The sequence below is a fragment of the Akkermansia sp. KLE1798 genome (genome assembly GCF_001580195.1).
Taxonomy (GTDB): Bacteria; Verrucomicrobiota; Verrucomicrobiia; order Verrucomicrobiales; family Akkermansiaceae; genus Akkermansia; species Akkermansia biwaensis.
This window is the reverse complement of record NZ_KQ971081.1, coordinates 242,743-264,230: the sequence shown is the minus strand read 5'-3', so window position 1 is coordinate 264,230 and position 21,488 is coordinate 242,743. Positions and strand designations below refer to the sequence as shown.

The 21,488-nt window shown below is 53.8% G+C and carries 16 protein-coding genes; 2 read left to right on the top strand and 14 right to left on the bottom strand.

Going from position 1 to position 21,488, the window contains the following annotated elements; genetic code table 11:
- Nucleotides 1–267: 267 nt before the first annotated feature.
- The 13 genes from trpA to HMPREF3039_RS05930 form a co-directional block, all read right to left on the bottom strand.
- Nucleotides 268–1,053, bottom strand: coding sequence for a tryptophan synthase subunit alpha (gene trpA / locus HMPREF3039_RS05995; protein ID WP_067571482.1), 786 nt, complete (start codon nucleotides 1,051–1,053; stop codon nucleotides 268–270).
- 13 nt (nucleotides 1,054–1,066) lie between these two features.
- The gene (trpB, locus tag HMPREF3039_RS05990; RefSeq protein ID WP_067571480.1) at nucleotides 1,067–2,242 is read right to left on the bottom strand and encodes a tryptophan synthase subunit beta; all 1,176 of its coding nucleotides are present in this window, start codon (nucleotides 2,240–2,242) and stop codon (nucleotides 1,067–1,069) included.
- A complete protein-coding gene (locus HMPREF3039_RS05985) occupies nucleotides 2,239–2,886 on the bottom strand; it encodes a phosphoribosylanthranilate isomerase (protein WP_067571478.1) in 648 nt (215 codons plus the stop codon). Before HMPREF3039_RS05985 ends, trpB begins: the two co-directional genes overlap by 4 nt.
- Nucleotides 2,883–3,668: an indole-3-glycerol phosphate synthase TrpC gene (locus HMPREF3039_RS05980; RefSeq protein WP_067571475.1), complete on the bottom strand. Its 786-nt coding sequence runs from the start codon at nucleotides 3,666–3,668 to the stop codon at nucleotides 2,883–2,885. The genes HMPREF3039_RS05985 and HMPREF3039_RS05980 overlap by 4 nt, the downstream gene beginning before the upstream one ends.
- Nucleotides 3,658–5,250 (bottom strand): anthranilate phosphoribosyltransferase, encoded by a 1,593-nt coding sequence (trpD, locus tag HMPREF3039_RS05975; protein ID WP_067571473.1) that lies wholly within the window; start codon nucleotides 5,248–5,250, stop codon nucleotides 3,658–3,660. The genes HMPREF3039_RS05980 and trpD overlap by 11 nt, the downstream gene beginning before the upstream one ends.
- Nucleotides 5,234–6,640, bottom strand: a complete 1,407-nt coding sequence (locus tag HMPREF3039_RS05970; protein ID WP_067571471.1) for an anthranilate synthase component I family protein — start codon at nucleotides 6,638–6,640, stop codon at nucleotides 5,234–5,236. The genes trpD and HMPREF3039_RS05970 overlap by 17 nt, the downstream gene beginning before the upstream one ends.
- Before the next feature lie 584 nt (nucleotides 6,641–7,224).
- Nucleotides 7,225–7,452, bottom strand: a complete 228-nt coding sequence (locus HMPREF3039_RS05960) for a hypothetical protein (protein WP_067571468.1) — start codon at nucleotides 7,450–7,452, stop codon at nucleotides 7,225–7,227.
- A 147-nt stretch (nucleotides 7,453–7,599) separates the two neighbouring features.
- Complete coding sequence (locus HMPREF3039_RS05955; RefSeq protein WP_197457891.1) at nucleotides 7,600–9,828, bottom strand: sodium-translocating pyrophosphatase; 2,229 nt, start codon at nucleotides 9,826–9,828, stop codon at nucleotides 7,600–7,602.
- Between the two features lie 411 nt (nucleotides 9,829–10,239).
- Nucleotides 10,240–11,226 (bottom strand): aldo/keto reductase, encoded by a 987-nt coding sequence (locus tag HMPREF3039_RS05950; RefSeq protein ID WP_067571466.1) that lies wholly within the window; start codon nucleotides 11,224–11,226, stop codon nucleotides 10,240–10,242.
- Nucleotides 11,227–11,250: 24 nt separating this feature from the next.
- Nucleotides 11,251–11,940 (bottom strand): lipoyl protein ligase domain-containing protein, encoded by a 690-nt coding sequence (locus HMPREF3039_RS05945; RefSeq protein ID WP_067981932.1) that lies wholly within the window; start codon nucleotides 11,938–11,940, stop codon nucleotides 11,251–11,253.
- Nucleotides 11,941–12,086: 146 nt separating this feature from the next.
- The gene (locus HMPREF3039_RS05940; RefSeq protein ID WP_067571461.1) at nucleotides 12,087–13,157 is read right to left on the bottom strand and encodes a PulJ/GspJ family protein; all 1,071 of its coding nucleotides are present in this window, start codon (nucleotides 13,155–13,157) and stop codon (nucleotides 12,087–12,089) included.
- A 27-nt stretch (nucleotides 13,158–13,184) separates the two neighbouring features.
- Nucleotides 13,185–13,988, bottom strand: a complete 804-nt coding sequence (locus HMPREF3039_RS05935) for a prepilin-type N-terminal cleavage/methylation domain-containing protein (protein ID WP_147549579.1) — start codon at nucleotides 13,986–13,988, stop codon at nucleotides 13,185–13,187.
- A gap of 20 nt (nucleotides 13,989–14,008) precedes the next feature.
- Nucleotides 14,009–14,716, bottom strand: a complete 708-nt coding sequence (locus tag HMPREF3039_RS05930) for a prepilin-type N-terminal cleavage/methylation domain-containing protein (RefSeq protein WP_215841561.1) — start codon at nucleotides 14,714–14,716, stop codon at nucleotides 14,009–14,011.
- A gap of 773 nt (nucleotides 14,717–15,489) precedes the next feature.
- On the opposite strand from HMPREF3039_RS05930, the gene HMPREF3039_RS05925 reads away from it, so the two are divergent.
- Nucleotides 15,490–16,449 carry a tyrosine-type recombinase/integrase gene (locus HMPREF3039_RS05925; protein WP_067571455.1) on the top strand — a complete coding sequence of 320 codons (960 nt, stop codon included), beginning with the start codon at nucleotides 15,490–15,492 and terminating at the stop codon, nucleotides 16,447–16,449.
- 29 nt (nucleotides 16,450–16,478) lie between these two features.
- Entirely contained in the window at nucleotides 16,479–20,123 is a 3,645-nt protein-coding gene (locus tag HMPREF3039_RS05920; RefSeq protein WP_067571450.1) for an SIR2 family protein, read from the top strand.
- Here HMPREF3039_RS05920 and HMPREF3039_RS13300 read toward each other — a convergent pair.
- The gene (locus HMPREF3039_RS13300; protein ID WP_067571453.1) at nucleotides 20,103–21,464 is read right to left on the bottom strand and encodes an aspartate aminotransferase family protein; all 1,362 of its coding nucleotides are present in this window, start codon (nucleotides 21,462–21,464) and stop codon (nucleotides 20,103–20,105) included. The two genes, HMPREF3039_RS05920 and HMPREF3039_RS13300, sit on opposite strands and share 21 nt — an antisense overlap.
- Between the last annotated feature and the right edge of the window lie 24 nt (nucleotides 21,465–21,488).

Below are 21,488 nucleotides of genomic sequence, written 5' to 3'. Positions count from 1 at the left end.
TTCCCCGGCACGAAAAATTCTCCAAAAATTTTACAGGAAAACAAACATACCCACTTCATCTAACAAATATTTCCAGTGCTGAAATACCAGTCAATGAGTTCACGTTTATCACGTTAATCATAGACGGACTTTTGTCTAAGTATGACAAACTTTTTTTACCCGACTCTCCACTTCCTCCTCTGTGCCAGAAAAACGGGGCCTTGTGCGGTTTTCCCCCACACAAGGCCCCGGAAAGGAAACCTGTCAAAAAACAGGAGTGTCAGCGTCTTATCTCGTCCACGGCTTCAGGAATTCTCCCGCGTCCCCCCCTGCGGCAATGTGCTTCAGCAGGGCGCTTCCCAGCACGGCGGCGTCCGGACGGGCGTCTTCCGGGAGGGCCTCCAACTGGTCCGGCGTCTGGAGGCCGAAACCCAGCGCCAGCGGGACGTCAAACACGGAACGGGCGCGGCGCATGGTCTCCGCCACGCTTTGCGCCAGCTCCGTCTTCCCTCCCGTAGTGCCTAGTACGGACACCACGTAAACAAACCCCTCCGTGCATGGCTTGTATTCCTTCATGCGCTCCACGGAGGTGTTGGGAGCCACCAGCGTCACAAGCGTCAGGCCGTAAGGAGCAAAGGCCTTCCTGAACATGCCGGATTCCTCCAGCGGCATGTCCGGCACGATGAAGCCGTGAACGCCCGCTTCCGCCGCGTCCCGTGCCAGATTTTCCAGGCCGTATTGATAAAAGGGATTCACGTAGCCCATCAATGCCAGCCTGGCGGAAAACTGGCCCTTGCGGGCTTTCAGGCCGTCCAGAATCCATTTCAGGCTGACCCCGCGGGCCAGCGCGTCCCGGGAGGCGTCTTCAATAACGGGGCCGTCCGCCACCGGGTCGGAAAACGGAACGCCTATCTCGATGATGTCCGCCCCGGCCGCGTCAATGCGCGCCAGATGCGTCCAGAAGGAATCCATGTCCGGAAAACCGGCGGTGATGAATGGAATGACGGCGCGGCGCCCCCTGGCATGGGCCTGTTCAACGGCTTCCTGCAACGGTGATTTCTGCGTAGTATTCATGAAAAGGCGGCAATTAAATGTTCAGATATTTTTTAACGATTCCCAGGTCCTTGTCCCCGCGGCCGGAAAGGTTGACCAGCACGTCCCCCCCTTTGGGAAGCTCTTCCGCGTGGTCCAGCACCCACGCCACGGCATGGGAGGATTCCAGCGCCGGAATGATGCCTTCCTCCCGCGTGAGCGCCTGGAAGGCATTCAGGGCGGAAGCGTCGCAAATGACGCCGTAATGCACGCGGCCGATTTCCGCCAGATGGGAATGCTCCGGCCCCACGCCGGGATAATCCAGGCCGGCGGAAATGGAATGGGAAGGCTGTATCTGGCCGTCCCCGTCCTGCAAAAGCATGGTCACATGGCCGTGCAGCACGCCGGGGCTCCCCAGATTGATGGGGGCGGAATTGTAGCAGCCGGGCTCGCCCGTGCCGCCGGCCTCCACGCCTACGAGGCGCACATCCTCATCCTCCACAAAGGGGTGGAGCATGCCGATGGCGTTGGAGCCGCCGCCCACGCACGCCACCACCACGTCCGGTAGCCTTCCGGCACGCTCCAGCATCTGGGCGCGCGCCTCCCGGCCGATGACGGACTGAAGCTGCCTGACCAGCGTGGGGAACGGATGGGGCCCCGCCGCCGTACCGAAACAGTACAGAGTGTCCGCCTGATGGGAAATCCAGTAGCGCAGGGCCGCGTTGATGGCGTCCTTCAGCGTGCGGGAACCGCTGTCCACGGGAACGACTTCCGCACCCAGCAATTTCATGCGCATCACGTTCATGGACTGGCGCTCCACATCCTCCGCACCCATGAAAACGGTGCAAGCCATCTTCAGGCGCGCCGCCGCCGTGGCCGTAGCCACGCCGTGCTGGCCCGCCCCGGTCTCCGCGATGAGGCGCGTCTTCCCCATCATCCGGGCAAGGAGGGCCTGGCCCAGGGCGTTGTTGATCTTGTGTGCGCCCGTATGCAGCAGGTCCTCACGCTTCAGCCACAGGCGGAAGCCCAGTTTCTCCGAGAGGTGGGGGCAGAACGTCAGGGGCGTTTCCCTGCCCGCGTAATTAACCAGCAGGTCCTGCAACGCATCCCGGTACGCCGGGGACTGCATGATGGTATCCATGGCCTGTTCCAGTTCCATCAGGGGGGGGCGCAATGCCTCCGGAACGAAACGGCCGCCGAAATTGCCGAAGTATCCTTCTTTGTTATTCATGCGATGTGGTAAGGTGTGTAGGAAATAAGGGGCTTGAGCGCCGCCAGCAGCTTTTGCGGGCTTTTCTGGCCGGGAATGGCCTCCACGCCGGAATTCAGGTCAATGCCGTTCGGGGTGCACTGTTCCAGCGCCCTGTTCAGGGAGGCGGAGGAAAGACCGCCGGCCAGGAACCAGGGACGCGGGGATTTCAGGGAAGCCAGCGCCTTCCAGTCCAGCGCGGTTCCGTGGCCGCCGCCCTGCCTGCCGGCATCCAGCAGGAACCAGGAGCAGCTGTCCGCCCAGAGGTCCATTTCCCGTTGCAGGGCGTCCAGGGAATCGTAACTGTCCGGCCACAGAACGCGGATGACTTTTCCCGCGCCGATCCGGCGCGCGCAGTCCAGGGACTGGGTGCCGTGGAGCTGGGCGAATTCCAGCCGGGCCGTCTTCATGATGTCCATGATCTGCTCCGCATCCTGGTTCACGAACACGCCCACGCGGCGGATCAGCGCGGAATCCAGCGCCGCGGCGCGTTCCGGCGCGATATAGCGCGGGCTTTTGGGGTGGAATACGAACCCGCAGAAGTGGGCCCCCATCCCCATGGCGGTTGACAGGTCACTCTGGCGGGTAATCCCGCACACCTTGATTGCGAATGAATGTTTCTTCATCTTGTTTCTTCTAAAATTGCAGCCAGTTTTTCACCCGGCTTTCCGCCGTCCATCAGGGCTGTGCCCATCAGTACGGCCTGGAAGCCCGCTTCCGCGGCTTCCCTGAGATGCTCCCCGGCGCTCATGGCGCTGGCGGCTATCCACACTTCCCCGTCCCGGCGGAGCTTCCCCAGGTCCAGGCAGGCCTGCCTGTCCGTTTCCAGCGTATCCAGGTCACGGGCGTTCACCTGGATGATGCGTGCTCCGGATTCCCGGGCAAGCGCCAGGTCCCCCTCGTCAAAAATCTCCACAACGGCCTGCATGCCGTAGGCTTCCGCCTGTTCCCGCAAAACACGTAGTTCCCGTGCGTCCGGCGTCAGGCGCACGATGAGCAGCAGGGCGGAAGCCGGGGTGGAAGCCGTCTCCATCACCTGAAGCTGGTGGAAAATGAAATCCTTGCGGAGCATGGGAACCCCGGTGCGGTGCATGCGTTCCAGATACCCGATGCGGCCGCCGAAAAACTGTTCCTCCGTCAGCACGGAAATGCAGGAGGCCCCGGCGGCGGCATACTGTTCCGCCACATCTTCCGGCTTCAATCCCTGGGCAATGACGCCGCGCGACGGAGACGCCTGCTTGAATTCCGCAATCACGGCCACGGGCTGCCCGGCGGGCGTCTCCGCAATCGCTTTCAGGAAATCCGGCCTGCGCCCCTTCCAGGGGCGCGGCAGTTCCCGGCGGGACGCCAGGTCCGTGAGCAGGGCGATTTCCTCCGCCTTGGCCTCCCTGAACCGGTCAAGCAACATGGAGTGTTCTCCTTCCTACGCCGGCGCACACGGCCTCACGGGCCTTCGCCATGCAGACGGCCAGGTCCATGTGGTCCTCCAGCAGGAACATGGCTACGCCCACATTCAGAATCACCATGTCCATCATGGCGCGGGGGCCCCTGCCCGCCAGAATATCCTTCAGCACGGCCACCGCCTCCGCCTTGGAATGGACGGCCAGCTCCCCGGGATCACAGGGCTGGATTCCGTAATCGGCGGGGTCCAGCGTCATGGGCGTCAGCTTCCCGTTGTGCACGATCATCATCTTGGTGGGCCCCAGTGGCGTCACCTCGTCATACCCTCCGGCGCCGTACACCACGGCCGCCCTGCGGATATGGGACTGGCTGAGGGTTTCCGCCAGCAGTTCCACCAGTTCCGGACGGGCCACGCCCAGCAGAATGTGGGTGGGGCGTGCCGGATTGATCAGGGGGCCCAGCAGGTTGAACAGGGTGCGGATGCCCAGCTCCCTGCGGATGGGCCCCACGTTGCGGAAAGCGGGATGAAAATTCGGCGCGAACAGGAAGGCGAAATTCCGTTCGTCCAGCAGATGCTGCACATCCTCCGGAGCCACGTCCAGCGGGAAACCCAGCCCTTCCAGCGCATCCGCGGACCCGCAGGAGGAGGACACCGCGCGGTTGCCGTGCTTCACCACCTTGTAGCCCATGCCCGCCAGCGTCAGGGACGTGGCGGTGGAGCAATTGAAGGAGCTGCGGCCGTCGCCGCCCGTGCCGACTACGTCGATGCAGTCGCCTTCCAGCCCTTCCACGCGGTTGGCGCGGCCCAGGGCAATGCCCACGGCGTGGGCCATTTCCAGCGGGGTTTCCCCCTTCATGCGCAGGCCCATCAGGAAGCAGCCCGCCTGGGCCGGCGTCATGCGCCCGTCCATGATATCCGCAAAACCGGCGGCGGCCATGTCCGCCGTCAGGTCCTGCCCGGCGGCCAGCGTATCCAGAATGCGGTTGATCCGCTTCTCCTTCTGGCCGGCGGGAACGACATTGTCCGGGAAATTGCCCAGAAGCTGGAGACCGTCCGGCGTCAGGATGGATTCCGGATGGAACTGGATGCCCACCCACGGGCGGTCGTTGTAGCGCAGCGCCATAACCTCCCCTTCCGGACCGCGGGAAGTGACGGTGAACCGGGGATTCGGTTCGTCCTCCTTGGACTGGACCACCAGGGAATGGTAGCGGCCCACGGTCATGGGATTGGGAAGTCCTGTGAACAACCCGGTGCCGTCGTGGATGATGTCCGAACTCTTGCCGTGCATCACGTACGGAGCGCGGGAAACCTCCGCCCCGGCAAAATAACCCAGAAGCTGGTGGCCCAGGCATACGCCCAGCACGGGAACGGCGGCGGGAAGGCGCTTCAGGAACTCCAGGCACAGCCCTGCGTTGCGCGGATGGCTGGGGCCGGGGGAAATGCACACGGCTTCCAGTTCCGGGCTGGCTGCCAGGTCCAGAATGCGCGGATCGTCGTTCGCGTACACCACGGGCTTGCGGCCCAGGGAATAAAACGCCTGCACCAGATTCCACGAAAAGGAATCGTAATTATCAATGAACAGAAACATGGTCTTCTCCTTTCAAAATCACGTCAATAATCCTGCCTTTATTCATGCACTCCTGCCATTCGGCGGCCGGATCGGAATCATACACGATGCCGGCGCCCGCCTGCCAGTGGATGCGGCCATTCTTCACCCACATGCTGCGGATGGTGATGCCGGAATCCATATGCACACCATTCTTGTCCAGCCCCAGCCAGCCGATGCACCCGGCATACGGGCCGCGCGGCAAGGGTTCCTCCTCCGCCAGGATTTCCATGGCGCGCACCTTGGGTGCGCCGCTCACCGTTCCGGCGGGGAAGGCCGCGCCGAGAATGTCGATGGCGTCCAGTCCGTCGTTCACCTGGGCGGTCACGCGGGAAGTCATGTGCATCACGTGGGAAAAACGTTCAATCTCCATCAGCCTTTCCAGCTTCACGGAGCCGGGTTTGGCGACGCGGCCCAGGTCGTTGCGGCCCAGGTCCACCAGCATCACGTGTTCGGAACACTCCTTGGGGTCCTTGAGCAGGTCGGCGGCCAGGGCGGCGTCTTCCTCGTCGTCCCTGCCGCGCTTGCGCGTTCCGGCAATGGGGGAAAGCTGGAGCTTGCCGTCCGTGCAGCGCACCATCAGCTCCGGGGAGGAACCGAACAGGGTGACGCCCGGCAGGCTCATGAAAAACATGTACGGGGAAGGGTTGATGCTGCGCATGCGGCGGTACAGCGTGAAGGCGTCCCCGTGGAACTCCGCGGAGGCCTGGGAGGAAAGCACTACCTGGATGGCCTCCCCGTCGTGCAGCAGCTCCTTGATATGCTCCACGCCCTTCATGTAGTCCGCCTGGTCCGGCGTGCGCGTGACCTCCCCGATGGAGGGCTCTTCCGTCTCGTGCAGGGGTGCGTGGGCAAGGTCGCGGTGTTCGCCCAGGCTGATCTGGGTAAGGCGGTTGTACAGGTGGTCAAACACGATCACGGTGCCGGCCAGCACCAGGCAGGACTCCGCGGAAGAGGGCGGAATGGTCTGCGCCAGCTTGGGCTGGAAAAGGGCGGCCGTTTCATACCCGAAGTAGCCATACAAAGCCCGTGTGATGGGGGCCTGCCGCTTGTCGTCGCCCACCAGTTCCAGCCGCTGCATCAGGGCGCGCAGCCCGTCCAGATAAGGCATGCCGTCCAGCTCCTTCAAGGAGGCCAGCCGCTCGTCGCTGACGGTCAGGGAAAGTCGGGCGTCCACACAGGAAACGGTCATCAGGTAATCGCAGGCGATGACACTGTAGCGGCCCCACTTGCCGTCCACCTCCGCGCTTTCCAGCAGAAGACCGGGGGTTTGGTCCCGGGTGAGGCTCAGGAACAGGCTGATGGGCGTCTCCAGGTCGGCGCTCAGGCGCCGGCTGTGTTGTTGGAGGGTGATGATGGATGGTGGTTGCATGGATGGATCATTGTGTAAGTTGAAAATAAAAAAAACTGCTTTGACTCTCGGAGGAATCAAAGCAGTTCTAGAAAATTATCATAGCTGAACGCCACTACTGCACATCGGGATTCCCCCGTCCGGACATGGGTACACGCCACCAATACCCGTTGCCGTAATAACGGGTATTGCTAAAAAAGGGCTGTACTGTGCTGAATGGCATCTGCGCGTTTATTACTCCTCTCCCCCGCCCTTGTCAAAAAAACTTTTCGTCAATGGCAGAAAAAAATCCAGACAGCCCTTCCTGCCAGCCGGCGAAAAAGAGCCCTCTCCACAGGGTGCGGAAAAAGGAACGTCAAAAAACGGAAGAACCGGCCGCCGTAATATTCACAGTCTCCGGACGCCTGTTTCCGCCCCGGATGCACCGGCTACTGTTTCTCTCCCCCCGCACGGCTTTCCATTTCCAGAAGGCGGCATTTGGCGGCAAGCTCTGCCTCCTGTGAGCGGTATGCTTCCAGCCGGAGGGAAGGATCCGCCTCCAGTGACTTCTGAAACACACGGTATTTCTCTTCACGGAGAGCCACAATTTCCTTTTGGAAGGCTATTCACTCCTTGAGGGAAGCGGCATGGTCGCGGCGGAACTCCAGAAGCTGCAATCTGGCGGAAACAGTCTCCGTCCAATGGCACAATCCGGACTTGTAGCGCTCCTTCATCAAGTCATCCATCCTGACCAGGATTTGTTCCCGTTCCTGAAGGAGGGATTTCAGCGTTTCTTCTCCCGGAGAGGCGGAAGCAAGGCAGGCCGTCAGCAATAAAAGCAGGGTAGTTCTCATGACTCCCCTTGTACACCGCAGGAAAACCGAATCAAGAAGAAAAAAACAGCGTTCTTCCCTGAACGGCAGATACTTTCCCTATATAAAAAACGGGAGCGCCGACGGTTACCCGGCACTCCCGTTATCATGATGCAGCAAGCACCCGGTTTAGAACAGGGTCACGGCGATATTGACGCCGGCGGTGACAATGGCCACCATGCTCATCAGCTTGATCAGGATATTCAGGGAGGGGCCGGACGTATCCTTGAAGGGGTCGCCCACCGTGTCGCCGATGACGGCGGCCTTGTGGCTTTCCGAGCCCTTGCCGCCCACATGGCCCTGCTCAATGTACTTCTTGGCGTTGTCCCACGCACCGCCGGAATTCGCCATGAACACGGCCAGAACGAAGCCGGAGGCCAGCCCGCCGGCCAGCAGGCCGAACACGCCGGGAACACCGAACACCAGCCCCATGCAAATGGGAGTAATCACCGCCAGCACGGACGGCCAAATCATCTCATGCTGGGCGCCCGCCGTGGAAATCTCCACGCAGCGCACGTAATCCGGTTCCGCCTCCCCGGTCAGAATGCCCTTGATTTCCTTGAACTGGCGGCGCACTTCCTTCACCATCTTTTCAGCGGCACGGCCCACGGCGTTCATGGTCAGGCCGCAGAACAGGAAGGACATCATGGCGCCCACGAACAGGCCCATGAGCACCTTCGGATTCATCAGGGTCACCTGGAAATAGCCCATGAACTCGGACAGGGTGCAGGTGGTGATCTTGGACACCTCTACGCTCACGGCGTCATTGATCTTGTACATGGTATTTCCGGTGGCCTCGCTCCAGTGCAGGATGGAAATCTTCAATTCCTCAATATAGGAAGCCAGCAAGGCCAGGGCGGTCAAGGCGGCGGAGCCGATGGCAAAGCCCTTGCCCGTGGCGGCCGTCGTGTTGCCCAGGGCGTCCAGGGCGTCCGTGCGGCGGCGTACTTCCGGGTCCAGCTTGCTCATCTCCGCATTGCCCCCGGCGTTATCGGAAATGGGACCGTAGGCGTCCGTCGCCAGCGTCAGGCCCAACGTGGAAAGCATCCCCACGGCGGCGATGCCGATGCCGTACAGGCCCTTGCTCATCTCGGCCCCGGTAAAATGCCAGTCCCCGGAGGCCATGCCGTAGGCCAGGACGGTGCCCACCACGATCGTAATCACGGGAATGCAGGTGGAAATCATGCCGATGCCGATGCCGGAAATAATGACGGTGGCGGGGCCGGTCTTCGCGCTGTGGGCGATCTTGCGGCAGGGGTAGGAATCATGGGAGGGGTAATGCTCCGTACTCTTTCCGATGATGATGCCCACCGCCAGGCCGGTCACGATCGCGCCCCAGATGCCGGCCCAGTTGTCCAGCCCGATGAGCTGGAGCAGGAAGGCGGAGGCAATGGCGATCAGGAAGGAGCTGAGGTTGATGCCGCGGTTCAGGGCGGCCATCAGTTCCGTTTGGGAAGCGCCGCGCTTCACGCGCACCGCATACACGCCCAGGAGTGAAAGGATGGTGCCGAGGGCGGCAATCAGCATGGGGGTGAGAACGGCCTTGATCGCCATGTCCGGCACGGCTATGTAGGCCGCCGCGCCCAGGGCGGCGGAAGCCAGGATGGAACCGCAGTAGGACTCGTAAAGGTCCGCGCCCATGCCGGCCACGTCGCCCACGTTGTCGCCCACGTTATCCGCGATGGTGGCGGGGTTGCGGGGATCGTCTTCAGGAATGCCCGCTTCCACCTTGCCCACCAGGTCCGCGCCTACGTCCGCGGCCTTCGTGAAAATACCGCCGCCCACGCGGGCGAACAGGGCCTGGAGGGAGGCGCCCATGCCGAAGGTCAGCATCGTCGTGGTGATCACCACCAGGCGGGTGGAAAGCTCCATGTCCTCATAAAACCAGTCCAGAATCCAGTACCAGGCGCCGATGTCCAGCATGGCGAGGCCCACCACGGTCAGGCCGAGAACGGCGCCGGAACGGAAGGCAATCTGGAGGCCGGCGTCCAGGGAATGGCGGCAGGCGTTCGCCACGCGGCCGGAAGCGTACGTGGCCGTCTTCATGCCGATATACCCGGCAAGGCCGGAGAAAAAGCCGCCGGAAATAAACGCGAAAGGCACCCAGGGATTCTGAATGTGCAGGCAGTAGGCCAGAAAGGCGAAAACGACCGTGATCAGCACGAAAAAAATGGCAACAATCTTGTATTGCTGCCGTAGGTAGGCCATCGCACCGCTGCGAACATGCTTGGCGATCATTCTCATGACCTCGTTCCCCTCATCCTGGGCCTTCATGCGGTAAAAAAACACGCCCGCGAAAACGAGGGCCAGCACGGAAGCCGATGGGATGAGCCAAAATAAATCCTGGATGGTTATCATTGTCAGTACACTTTAAATTAAAGTGGTAGGAAAATAGCACTCCCCCGGCTTTACTCCAAGAAAAAACCGCTGTCCGGGACGGAAAATTCACCTTCCTGCGGAAAGACCAGGACGGATGCGAAACCGGAAGGGAACAAGGAAGAAGCAAGTTCTGCGAGGATTAATCCAAAGCATGGCCTGCCTCCGTGAAAACTGTTTTTCCAAGCTTCCGCCGCTTCTGCTCCCAGGACGCGCAACCGGGCGTGGACCACCCTCCGCCGTCGTCCACGATGCGGCAAATCCATCACGCGCCGGGCAGGGAGGGTATTCCTGCCAGCCGCTTTCCGGGAACATTCCGCTCCACTGAGGCATTCTGTTTATCCCTTTCCCGGCAGGCAAAGCCCAAAACCGCGGGAGGAAAAGCCCCGTACGTCAATCAGCCGTGCTGTCAATGGCGGCCAGTTCCTCCGGAGAAAACCGCGTATTCTTCAACGCACCCAGGCAATCCCTGATCTGGGCGGGGCGGCTGGCCCCGATAAGGGCGGTGGTCACGACCGGATCCCTCAATACCCAGGCCAGGGCCATCTGCGCCAGGCTCTGGCCGCGATCCCGCGCCAGGGCTGCTAGGCGGCGGATTCTGTCCCTATGCTGCAGCACGCGTTCTTCCGTCAGGAAGACGGAAGCCCCCGCCGCGCGGGAATCTGCGGGAATGCCCTCCAGATAACGATCCGTCAGCATTCCCTGCGCCAGAGGGGAAAATGCCACACAGCCGAGCCCTTCCTCCCGGATGGCGGAGAAAACTCCCGCCTCCGGCTCCCGGTTGAACATATTGTACCGGAGCTGGTGCACCAGGCATGGCACGCGGGCTTCCTGGAGCATGGCGCAGATCTGCCTGGTCTGTTCCGCCGGGAATTTGGAAATGCCGGCATACAGGGCCTTTCCGGACTGGACCGCCGTGACGAGAGCCCCCGCCGTCTCTTCCAGCGGAGTTTCCGGATCATATCGGTGCGCGTAAAAAATATCCACATAATCCAGCTTCATCCGGGAAAGGGACTGATTCAGGCTGGCAAGCATGTGCTTGCGGGAGCCCCAGTCCCCGTACGGCCCCTCCCACATCAAATGCCCCGCCTTGGTCGCAATCACCAATTCGTCGCGGTAACGGCACAAATCCTGCATGAAAATGCGCCCGAAGCACTCTTCCGCGGAACCGGGGGGCGGCCCGTAATTATTTGCCAGGTCAAAATAGGTAATGCCGGAATCAAAAGCGCCGTGAACAAGACGGCGCGCGTTCTCGTAATCGGACTCCGCACCGAAATTGTGCCACAGCCCCAGCGACACGGGGGGCAGCAGCAATCCCGATCGCCCGCAGCGGCGGTAATCGGTACCGGCATAACGTTCCGGATCAGGCAAATAACTCATGGTCTTTCAATTCAATGGGATTAATCAGGAATGAGCGGAACGGCCGTGACGAACGCCGTTTCTCCACTCTTCAGTGGAATACTTGGATGAAAGCAGTTCCGCCACACGGGCGGCCATGCCGGGGAAAAGGGAGGAATCCGTACGCAGCATATGCGTATCCGCCAGGCGGGAGGCAAGCATCACGTCCCAGCCGTCAGGCAGGCGGCAATTCTGGATGCTGCCCTGGTGGAGGACGCCGTCGCGCACGCGCCTCTGGCCCCCGCCCGCCAGTTTTTCCCCGGAAGGCAATACCAAGTCACTGGTCACGGGGCTGGAAAAACAGGCGCGGCCTCCATCGGGCGCGTCCCCGGCCAGCATCACGCACTCCACGCCGCAATCCTTCAGCACGCGGGCCAGCGCCCCGTGAATCCACCGGTACAAGGTGGCGCTTGAAGGGCGCCCCTGCCCGTCTCTACGGTGCATGGCCAGGGTAAAGGGAATATCCTGCCGGTGATCCACAATGCCGCCGCCCGTCCAGCGGCGGACAAAATGCAACTCCTCTCCGGGGAAAATCCTCCTGGCCGTGTCCTCCTCGTCAAAATAGCCGAACGTCACGGCAGGCTCCCCCCACCGGTATATCCGCAGAACGGCGGATTCCCCCCACTCCAGCAGGGCCTCATCCACGGCCATGGCTTCCGCTGCGCTTCTGGCCACGGGATCGCGCCAAAGAATCATCTCCGGCAACGGAGGCAAATTGCCTACAACATCTGCAAATCCCGGCATAGATCGGAAACAGGGTTAACAATAAGGTAGGGAATGCCGCTCCGGAAAAGGCGGGGCACCGTGAAAACAGGCGGCCGCCGGCTGTTCCGGACTTGGGCCTAATGGCTCAGGGGAAGGGAAACGCGCTGGGTGAAGGATCTGGTATAACGTTCGAAAAACTCCTCCGGAGAGGGAGCGGGACGCCCCTTGCGTATCTGGTCCACCAGGGCCATGCCTTCATCCGTCACCACCGTCATGGAAATAGTCACTCCGGTGACGCGGCCCGACTTTAAATCGTCAATATTCATGCCGCTGCCGATCACGTCCAGCCGGTTGCCGTACACGTCCATCTGGGAGCAGGACCCCAGGCGGTTGGCGCCTGTCGTCATGACGGGAATCAGGACGGACGCCCTCTGCGTCGCATCCTTGTCGGACTTGTTGCTGCCGGAACTGCCGATCTTCTTCTGGTAATCTACCTCAAAAATGAGGGTCATTTCCACCACATTCTCCACCAGGAAATTGGCGGGAATGGTTTCATCCTGCTGGAAGCGGGAATAGGCGGCCCAAAGGTCCTCCTTGCCCAGAAGGTCCCGCACGGTATCCTCCGCACTCACCAGATTGCGGTACAGGGCATATACGGGGAACCCGTCCGACTCGGACGTGGCGTCCCGGTCCAGAATCTGGTCACGGTAAAGCAGCTTGTAGCCCACGCAATTCACGTCGCCGATGATGCGGTCGTTCCTCATGTCCATGCTGGACTTGGCCGGATTGCGGTCCGTGGGCGTGGTAAAGAAAATCAACTGGGAGGCATTCGTAATCTTGGCTCCTTCCGGCCCCATGGTCATCATATTGACGCGGGACTCTGCGGCGGAAGGCCTGCGGCCCCTGCCCTGGGAGGAAGAGGCGGTCCGGGCGCCACGGCCGGCAAGATCGCTGTCCCTCTGCACGAGCATCCATTCAAAGGGGTTTCCGGGGCGGAACTGCATGCTCTCAAAATCCTTGGTCATGGTATCCATCGCCGTACGGGCGAGGGTCGTCGTCCGCACGTCCTGAAGCACCCATCTCCAGATATCCACACCGCGGGACGTCAGCGCCACGATCACAAGCACAAGAATCGTCGTGATCGTCATGGCCGCCAGCAGTTCAATCAGAGTAAACGCGCCGGATTTGATTTTGGCAAATGTCTTCATGATTCTTTCAGTATCTTGATGATGCGGTTAACGGCGGAAAGCAAGATTGCGCGTGAACACCGGCGTCTTCAAATTCTCCCACGTTGTATTCTGCAAACGTTCCGGGTCCGTATTCAGCAATTGGAAAAACTCCGCCTGGTACAGCACTTCCGCCCCCCAGGGCAGATTCAGGCCGCCGCCCCCCTTCTCCGCCGTGTACACGTACTGGGACGGGTCCGTAATGATCCGGCCGCGGTTGTAGGGGTTGGAAATCACGGCGTACTTGGGAGCCAGCTTGTAGCCGTAGGCGTTGGAATCCATGCGCTCCACCACCAGCTGGGTCATGCGCACCGCGAACACGGGCCCTACCAGGGCCTTGAAATCATTCCAGCGGTCCTTGTTGTTCGCCAGGCATACGCCTGTAACCACGGCGGAATTCTTGCCGGGAATGCTGCCGCCGTCCTCCAGCCAGGGCTGGGGCGTCCCGTCCTTGCGCACGGGCTTGGACAAATCCGCCCGGTAATTGTACACCAGAATGGTGGTGGCGGGCTTTGCCGTAAACTGCATCCAGTAAAAAGCCTTGTCAAAGGCGGAAACATACCTGCCGGGGGAAGACTTCTTTGCATTGCCCGCCGCCCGTTCCGAATTGCGGAGCTCTCCAAGCTCCGCCGTCAGGGCATGGACGATGCGGTCCGCCTCACGAATGGTCAGGGCGGCCTGGACCGTTCTCCTGGCCGGGATGAACATGGCCATAAACACCACGATCAGCACCCCGACCACGCCGATGGCAAGCACCACCTCTGTCAGGGTAAACCCTTTGGAACGAACCTGTTTCATACAATTGGTCAACATGGTAATAAAATCCTGTAAAATTATTGGGGAATCACCTGCTCATCCGTCCTCAGGCGGCTTATATTGCCCTTGGGATAAATCACGATGCCGCCGGCCAGCCCCGGCTTGCCGTCCGTCATGGGGGAGGGGCGTTCTTCCTTGCCGTCCCCGGCAGAGCCGGAAACCACCACCAGGCGGGTGGGAGCATTCGGCTGGGACATGCGGCCCTCCTCGTCAAACTCGATGAAATAAATATCGGTCAGGCCGTTGCCGGGCAGATTGACGGTATCCTGTCCGTCCCGGCTGGAAAAGCTCTTGTACGTGCTTTTGGCCCTGGACTTGCCCGAACCTTCCAGCAGGGTGCTGTAGGTGGGGCTGATATAAAATCCGGCGGGAAGCGTCTGCAGGCGGTTGACAAGGTGCCACTTGCCGGTGCGCGTATTCTTGGACATCACGCCCAGGGTGCGCATATTCCGGCTCGCGTCGTCGGGGGTGCTGACAATAATCAGGCGGCTCCAGGTTCCCTTGCCCATGGCATCCAGCCGGGCCTCCTGCACCATGCCGTCCACCATTTCAACAGCGGACTGGAGCCCCTGCGCCCGGCCGCCGCCTCTCAGCATGCTGGCGGCAAGAGCCATCATGGCAACCATGATGGTGATGACGACGATCAATTCCACCAAGGTAAACCCTTTGCCCCCTGCGGAAAAACGAAAATGTGCAGCTCTGGAATGTGCGGAAAAATTTCTCATACAGGTCATGCAGGATTGAACAACGATTTTTGGTATGCTACCCATTTCACACGGCCACGGCAATCATTTTTTGAGAAACGGGGAGGCCGAAAATGTCCGCACTCCAATAAAATTCCACAGGGTATTCATCACCCGGTAACTCCTGCCGGCATCATCCGTCCGGAAAAACAACATTTCCGGCTGGGTCAATCCCCACAATCCAAGGGGGATAGGAAGGAAAGTTCTCCGATATCCCCTAATGTGGCCTCTCCGGAAGTTCCCCTATCCTTTCATGCCACTGTCTTCCCGTAAAAAACAGGGATAAAGAAAATCAGACCGGAAAGAATCACAAACTTACTCAGCGGTGCCCGGGGGGAGCCCTCCCTGAAACTTCCTTTTTCCTTTCCTGCAATCGGATGGAAGCAACGTCTTCCCTTACGGCAACAACAGTTTAAAGAAGTTAATTTACCCAACTCTCTTCCGGACAAGAAGGCAGCCTTTCTCCATCGGAAAACGCAGAACAGGGGAAATAAACTCAGCAGGACGTGGACCAACGGCCTCATGCCTCCTTTGCTTCATGAAAAATCGGCTTGCGGGAAAAAGTAAAAATCTGCCCGCCATTTTCTTTTTCGTCCTATTCATGAAAACCGCTCCTCCCCGACTTTGCAGGCCACCCTTTTCCCTTTATTTCCCGCTTTTTTACTGCGCCTGTCCGATGGCTCGAACCTCCCTGCCTGATTCAGGCACAAAAAGGACCTTGCACCCGTGCGGCACTCTCACTATTCCGTTCCGTCATGCCAAATACATCACACTCATCGCTATTGGAAAAAACCATCGAACGATTCCTGTTCCATTCCCAATATGAAAAAAACCTCAGTGAAAAGACCCTGAAAGCCTACGCAACCGACTTGCGGCAATTCGCCGGCTTCATGATCAATCAAAGGTCGGTCTGCTCCCTGCCTTCCATCTCCGCGGAAGACTTGAAGCAATACGTCAAATCGCTGTCCTGCTTCCAGCCCAAAACCATGAAAAGGAAAATGGCCACGCTCAAAGCCATGCTGAACTTCATTGAAATGGAAGACGACGACTTCATCAACCCCATGCGGAAACTCAAAATCAACATCAAGGTCCCCTTCCTGCTCCCTCCCGTGATGGACTCCATGGAAGTAACTTCCATCCTGACGACACTCTACCGGGAAAAAAACGCCTGTTCCGGCAAAACGGGATACCAGTATCAGGAAATCATCCGCAACATTGCGGTAGTAGAACTCTTATTCGGCACCGGCATCCGGGTATCGGAACTATGTGCCCTGCGCCTTTCCTCCGTAAACCTCGCTAACGGCTTCATCAAAGTCTATGGAAAAGGCGGCAAGGAGCGTGTCATCCAAATATGCCAGGAGGCCATTCTGGAAGCCCTGCGGGAATACCAGCGCCTTTGCCTGTCCTCATCGCGGCCAAACACATGCTTCTTCATCAACCGGAGGGGCCATAACCTCTCCTCCCAGTCGGTAAGAATCATGATCAAAAAACTGGCCTTGAAATCCGGCATCCTCAAACCCGTAACACCCCATACATTCCGCCATACCTTCGCCACCCTCCTCTTGGAAGAAGGGGTAGACATCAAATACATCCAAACCATTCTCGGCCACAGCTCACTCGCCACCACCCAAATCTACACCCACGTCAGCACCGCCAAACAAAAAGTCATTCTCCAAAATTTTCATCCAAGGAGAAGGTTAAGAATCTTCTCCTAAATGAGTGATAACTAAATATTATGGAGGAAATGACTATTGAAGAGCTAAGTTCCATATTCTTAGAAAAATTTAAAAATCCATTAGGAAGTCCTAAAATAGCCCTTTTTTTAGGAGCCGGAGCAGACATAAGTTCCGGCGGTATATCTTTTTCAACTTTTAAAAGAAACTTTTGCCAACAATACGCCAAGAATCGTCCCATTTTTGTTCATACACCAGAACAGACTATCGATGAAATATTCGACAGCTATTTTGAAAACCTAATTCAACCTGAAAACAGGGCTCATATTATTGATCAGCTCTTTCAAGGATTGAAACAACTCGAACCGTCCGATGCATATAAGATTTTAGTTTTGATGGCTCAAAAAAGGATAATCAATGCCATCATCACTACAAACTTTGACAACATGCTCGAACGGGCAGCCGAATCTCTAGGACTTCCAGTATTTCAAATATTTAGTCCTGGAATATCTAAGCCATATGATTTTCATCATTCCAATTCTTTTCTCGTTCCCTACATAAAACTGCATGGAGATCTTTCAGCGCGAAGCCATATCGTGCTTACAAGAGAAGAAATAAAGAAGGGCAATTATGACCACGACATCTTGATCTTGTTTAAAGAAATACTGAAATCTCATACATTAATCATGGCGGGATATAGTGGCTTTGATGACAAAGTTGTTGAAATCATTGAAAAAAATGCAAAAAAGGATTATATATATGATTGTAATATTAGATTAGATAAAAAATCTCCTTTATTTCTGAAACTTGGTCATAAAATTAGATTTGTACAGTCAACTTTTGATTCATTTATTGAAAATGTCTCAAAGTCCATACTTAATAAACCATCATTTTTGAGATTTTCTCCAACGATTATTGAGAAACTTTTTAAATGGAGATTAGAATATTTTAAAGAACAATTTTATAATGACCATCTTTCGTTGGCATTTTTTAAGAAACCTATACCTAGAAAAAAAGCGGAAATTCATATAAATGATTTTTTAATATCGAATCGTCCATTATTGATTATAACGGGTAAGAGTGGTGTAGGTAAATCAATTATTGGAATTAATACTTGCAATTGGCAAAAAAACTCCGATCGTAATCTTTTCTTTTTTATAAAAGCTAAAAGTCTGGATAAGCCAGAACTTGATGTTTATATAGCAGAAAGTCTAGGAGGAATAGGAAGTGAAGCAGCTTCTGTTATTTTTTCCATTGAAAATTGGCTAGTAGAAACAAACCACCATCTAATCATCTTTCTCGATGGATTAAATGAATATTGTTCTTCCATAAAAGAATGTGTCGATCTTTTCAGAAATACATTAAGACTTATACTGCAACTTAAACCTAACAGCCCTATAAGGCTTATTATTACCATACGAGAGGAAGTCTGGCACAAAGTTTATCAAGATGTAGATCATTTTTTTCTCAATAAGATTCTCAACAGAGAAGGAGTGGATAAAGTTTATTCCGTAATAAATATTACTTCATATTCCCATGAAGAATTCAATGAAGCACTTTCTAGGTTGTCCGATTCAAATTTAAACGTTTTGGACAAAACAGCCATATTAATGGGATACGAACAGTTGCGAGACCCGTTCTTTTTCAATGCTATTTGTAACAAAATTGATACGATGGACATGCGTCAATCTCTTTTACATGTCTTTGAATATAGTATTGAGGACAAGCTCGCTACATGTGGCAGCATTGTTCATATAAATTTAATAAAAAGCAGCTTATCGAACATAGCGCTCAAGTGCTTTAGTGAAAATAAAACTTTTACATTAAAAAATTTTTGCTGTATTTCAAAAGCCGATGAATTAGAACAAAAATTGATAGATCTGGGCTTTGTGACAAGAACAGATGCGGGAAAATTGCGTTTCTCGCATGACAGGTATCATGAATATTTTTTATCCAAATCTTTTGGATTTGGAGATGCTCCCGATATTTCTACGTTTCGAGGGTTGCAGAATTTTATAGCCAATTATAAGGATGAACCCTTGATGATTTCGGCTGCTAAAATGTATTTCCTATTGAATCCAGATGAGGTGAATACTCTGGAAGATGCTCTTTATACTTGTTTTGCACAAGATAAATATGACTTCTTAATAAGTAAGGATACTCTTTTTCTGTTCATTAAAGAAGTTTTAATAGAATTATCTATTGATAATCCTCCATTATTAAATTATTTATTGGAAGATGTGTTGCAAGAGGAAAGAATCAAAGAATTAGAGACAGAGCTAATTCGCAGTCTTAATTTGATCATCGTTCATCTTCCACGTGAAAATGGCATGCATCTATTTCAAAAAATCATCCATAACCGTGAGGATCTTTCTTCTCTGGAGGCGGAAATATTTTTAACAGATTACATTTTGGATTATTACTGCTCATTGGAAAAAGAAGTTAATCTACTATTAGATGCACCATTTGCCGGATATTTTAACGATCCATGTCTTCCTGTCTGGAAAAAAATGATCCGGTGTTTTAGCTTTGTTGAAAAACTGGGACCGTTTAATCAGAATAAATCAGAACATGAAAAATTGATTAAAGAAATTTCTCCCATCATATTTCTTTATGCAAATTCATATTCGGAAAACGATTGTAAATCGTTTGCGGATTATATTTTGAAATTTTGTAATCGATTATTTTTTAATGCATCGTCATTAGAAATTCAAGCATTTTTTAATAGTGATATAAAAAATAAAAAATATTTTATATCATTATTCGAACATTTGGAAAATGGTAATATTTTAAATGAAAATCATTATGAATGGTTTAAAAAATATATAACAAAAATAGGTAATAACTGTGAATTTCATCTTTGTAAACTAGCCTTTATTTTATCTTCAAAGAATGATTTAGAAAAAACAATAGATTTCTGGAAAAAAATATTTGAATCGTTCAATAAAGATACCTCTCCAGAAGAAGTGGATTTTATGCTAGCTACCCTTCTTTACTTATTTGTAGTCAATGAAGTTTTGTATACACATGATTTTAATACATATTTCGAAAGGGTACTTGAACACTGGTCCCGGATTTTGGAGTATGCACCTGGACTTATTAGGAGCCAATGGAGGAATATGAATGACGATTTTGACAAAATCTTTGAAGATGGCTTTAATCCGATAGCGTCTTATATTTATCTTCAGCCTGCCGCAAGAAGACAATCATTAAATTATTGCCGGTACCAGAAGAGTTGTCATCCGATAGACGGTTCCTTATATTTTTCGTACTTGAAGAAATTCTTGGAGAATGGAGAAATAAGCAAGGCGCTACGTATTATTCATGCATTGTCCTCTCATATAATGTTGTGGCCTGAAGAAGGCTTTTCCTATTTGCCTCTTATTGCAAAATCCAATGACCCTCTCATACGAAGAGCGTATATCAGAGTGCTCGCCGAGTGTTATCACAGATACCCTCTTCAAACATTGCAATATTTAAGAACACATGGTTGTGAGCTCAGCGATGATGAAATCGGAAAATTAAAGATTCGTATTGACCCGCAAATTGGATATAGGCAAATAGAAGATTTAGAATGGGCTAATATAGCCCATTTCTTTCTTACCGTGTTATCTGATCATAGAAATCAATTCTACAGTATATTGAAGAAGATTATTGAGGCTCAGAGCATCCATGATGCTATCAGGCATGTGTTTTCACTTCGACCGTTTCATTAAATCGGAATAGACATGTTCGAAGATACTGAAAATGAGTTGCCCGAATAAATTAATTTCTTCATCCTTGATAAAGATAGGGGGAGACATCATGATCATATTATCATATAGTCCCCCCTGTGTGATAATAAGACCATGGGACAGTTTTTTAGGAAATAATGCCGTTTCTACTATTGAGTTGGCCAGAGAAGGTGCTGGTTTACCCTCGTATTCAATATCTAAAGAGAATGTAAAACCCAGATTGTTGATATTGCCTATGATGTCATATTGTTCTTTTAAATTCTGAAGTATTTTGTAAATTTTAGAACTTTTTTCTTTAATAATGAATCTCATTGGCTGATTTTCCAACAAATTGAAAGTTGCGTTGCCTAAGGCACAACCTAATGGAGATCCTCCATAAGTTGCCTGTGCAGAGCTTGAGGGCCAATTTTCTTGGTCCAATATTGGAGTTTTGGCCCATACTCCTGATAGAGGGTAGCAACCATTCGTAAGCGCCTTGCCAAAAACAATGAGATCTGGAGCAATGTCGTAATTTTCGAAAGCCCACATAGTCCCTGTCCTATAGAATCCCATTTGAATTTCATCAGCAACGAATAAAATATGATATTCTTCTAGAATATCTTTTAACTTTTTGAAATATAGTGAGGGTGCTGGAATATAGCCACCTCTACCCAACACAGGTTCCGCAATAAACGCGGCCATATCCGTTCTCCCTTGAGAATCTGTTAAACCAAAAGATGTCGATAAAAACATGCGCCTAATTTGTTCAACACAATAATAATTGCAGTCATTATATTTTTTATTATAGGGGCATCTGTAGCAATATGGAAATGGTATGAAGATGCTGTTTGTAGTTCCTCTGAAATTGCTACGGTATCTATAGCTCGCACTTATTTGAGTAGCTGCAATGGTACGTCCATGATAACTCCCTTCAAAAGCAAACACTCTTGTTTTCCCTGTATATGCACCTAAAACCATAAGAGAGGTGTCAATTGCTTGGGCACCTCCTACGCTGAAATGGACTCTTCCGGGTAGATTGAAACTCTTCTCAATTGAACGACAGATTTTTTCAGATAGCAATACTCTTTCCTCACTCAAAAATTCAGAACTGAGACAGGGTAATTTTTTTATTTGATCATGAACAGTTTTCATATGAATAGGACTTCTATATCCAAAATTTGCAGCACTATTGAACATTTGGAAGTCTAGGTATTTAATTCCCTTTTCATCAATTAGGAAGTGGTCTGTTGATCCATAGAAAAATTTTTTAGGATTTCTTTTGGACGAAGTGTCTCCCTGTGAACCATAAGTGTTATCAATTCTATTTAAATCATTTTCCTCCATAATATTTAGTTATCACTCATTTAG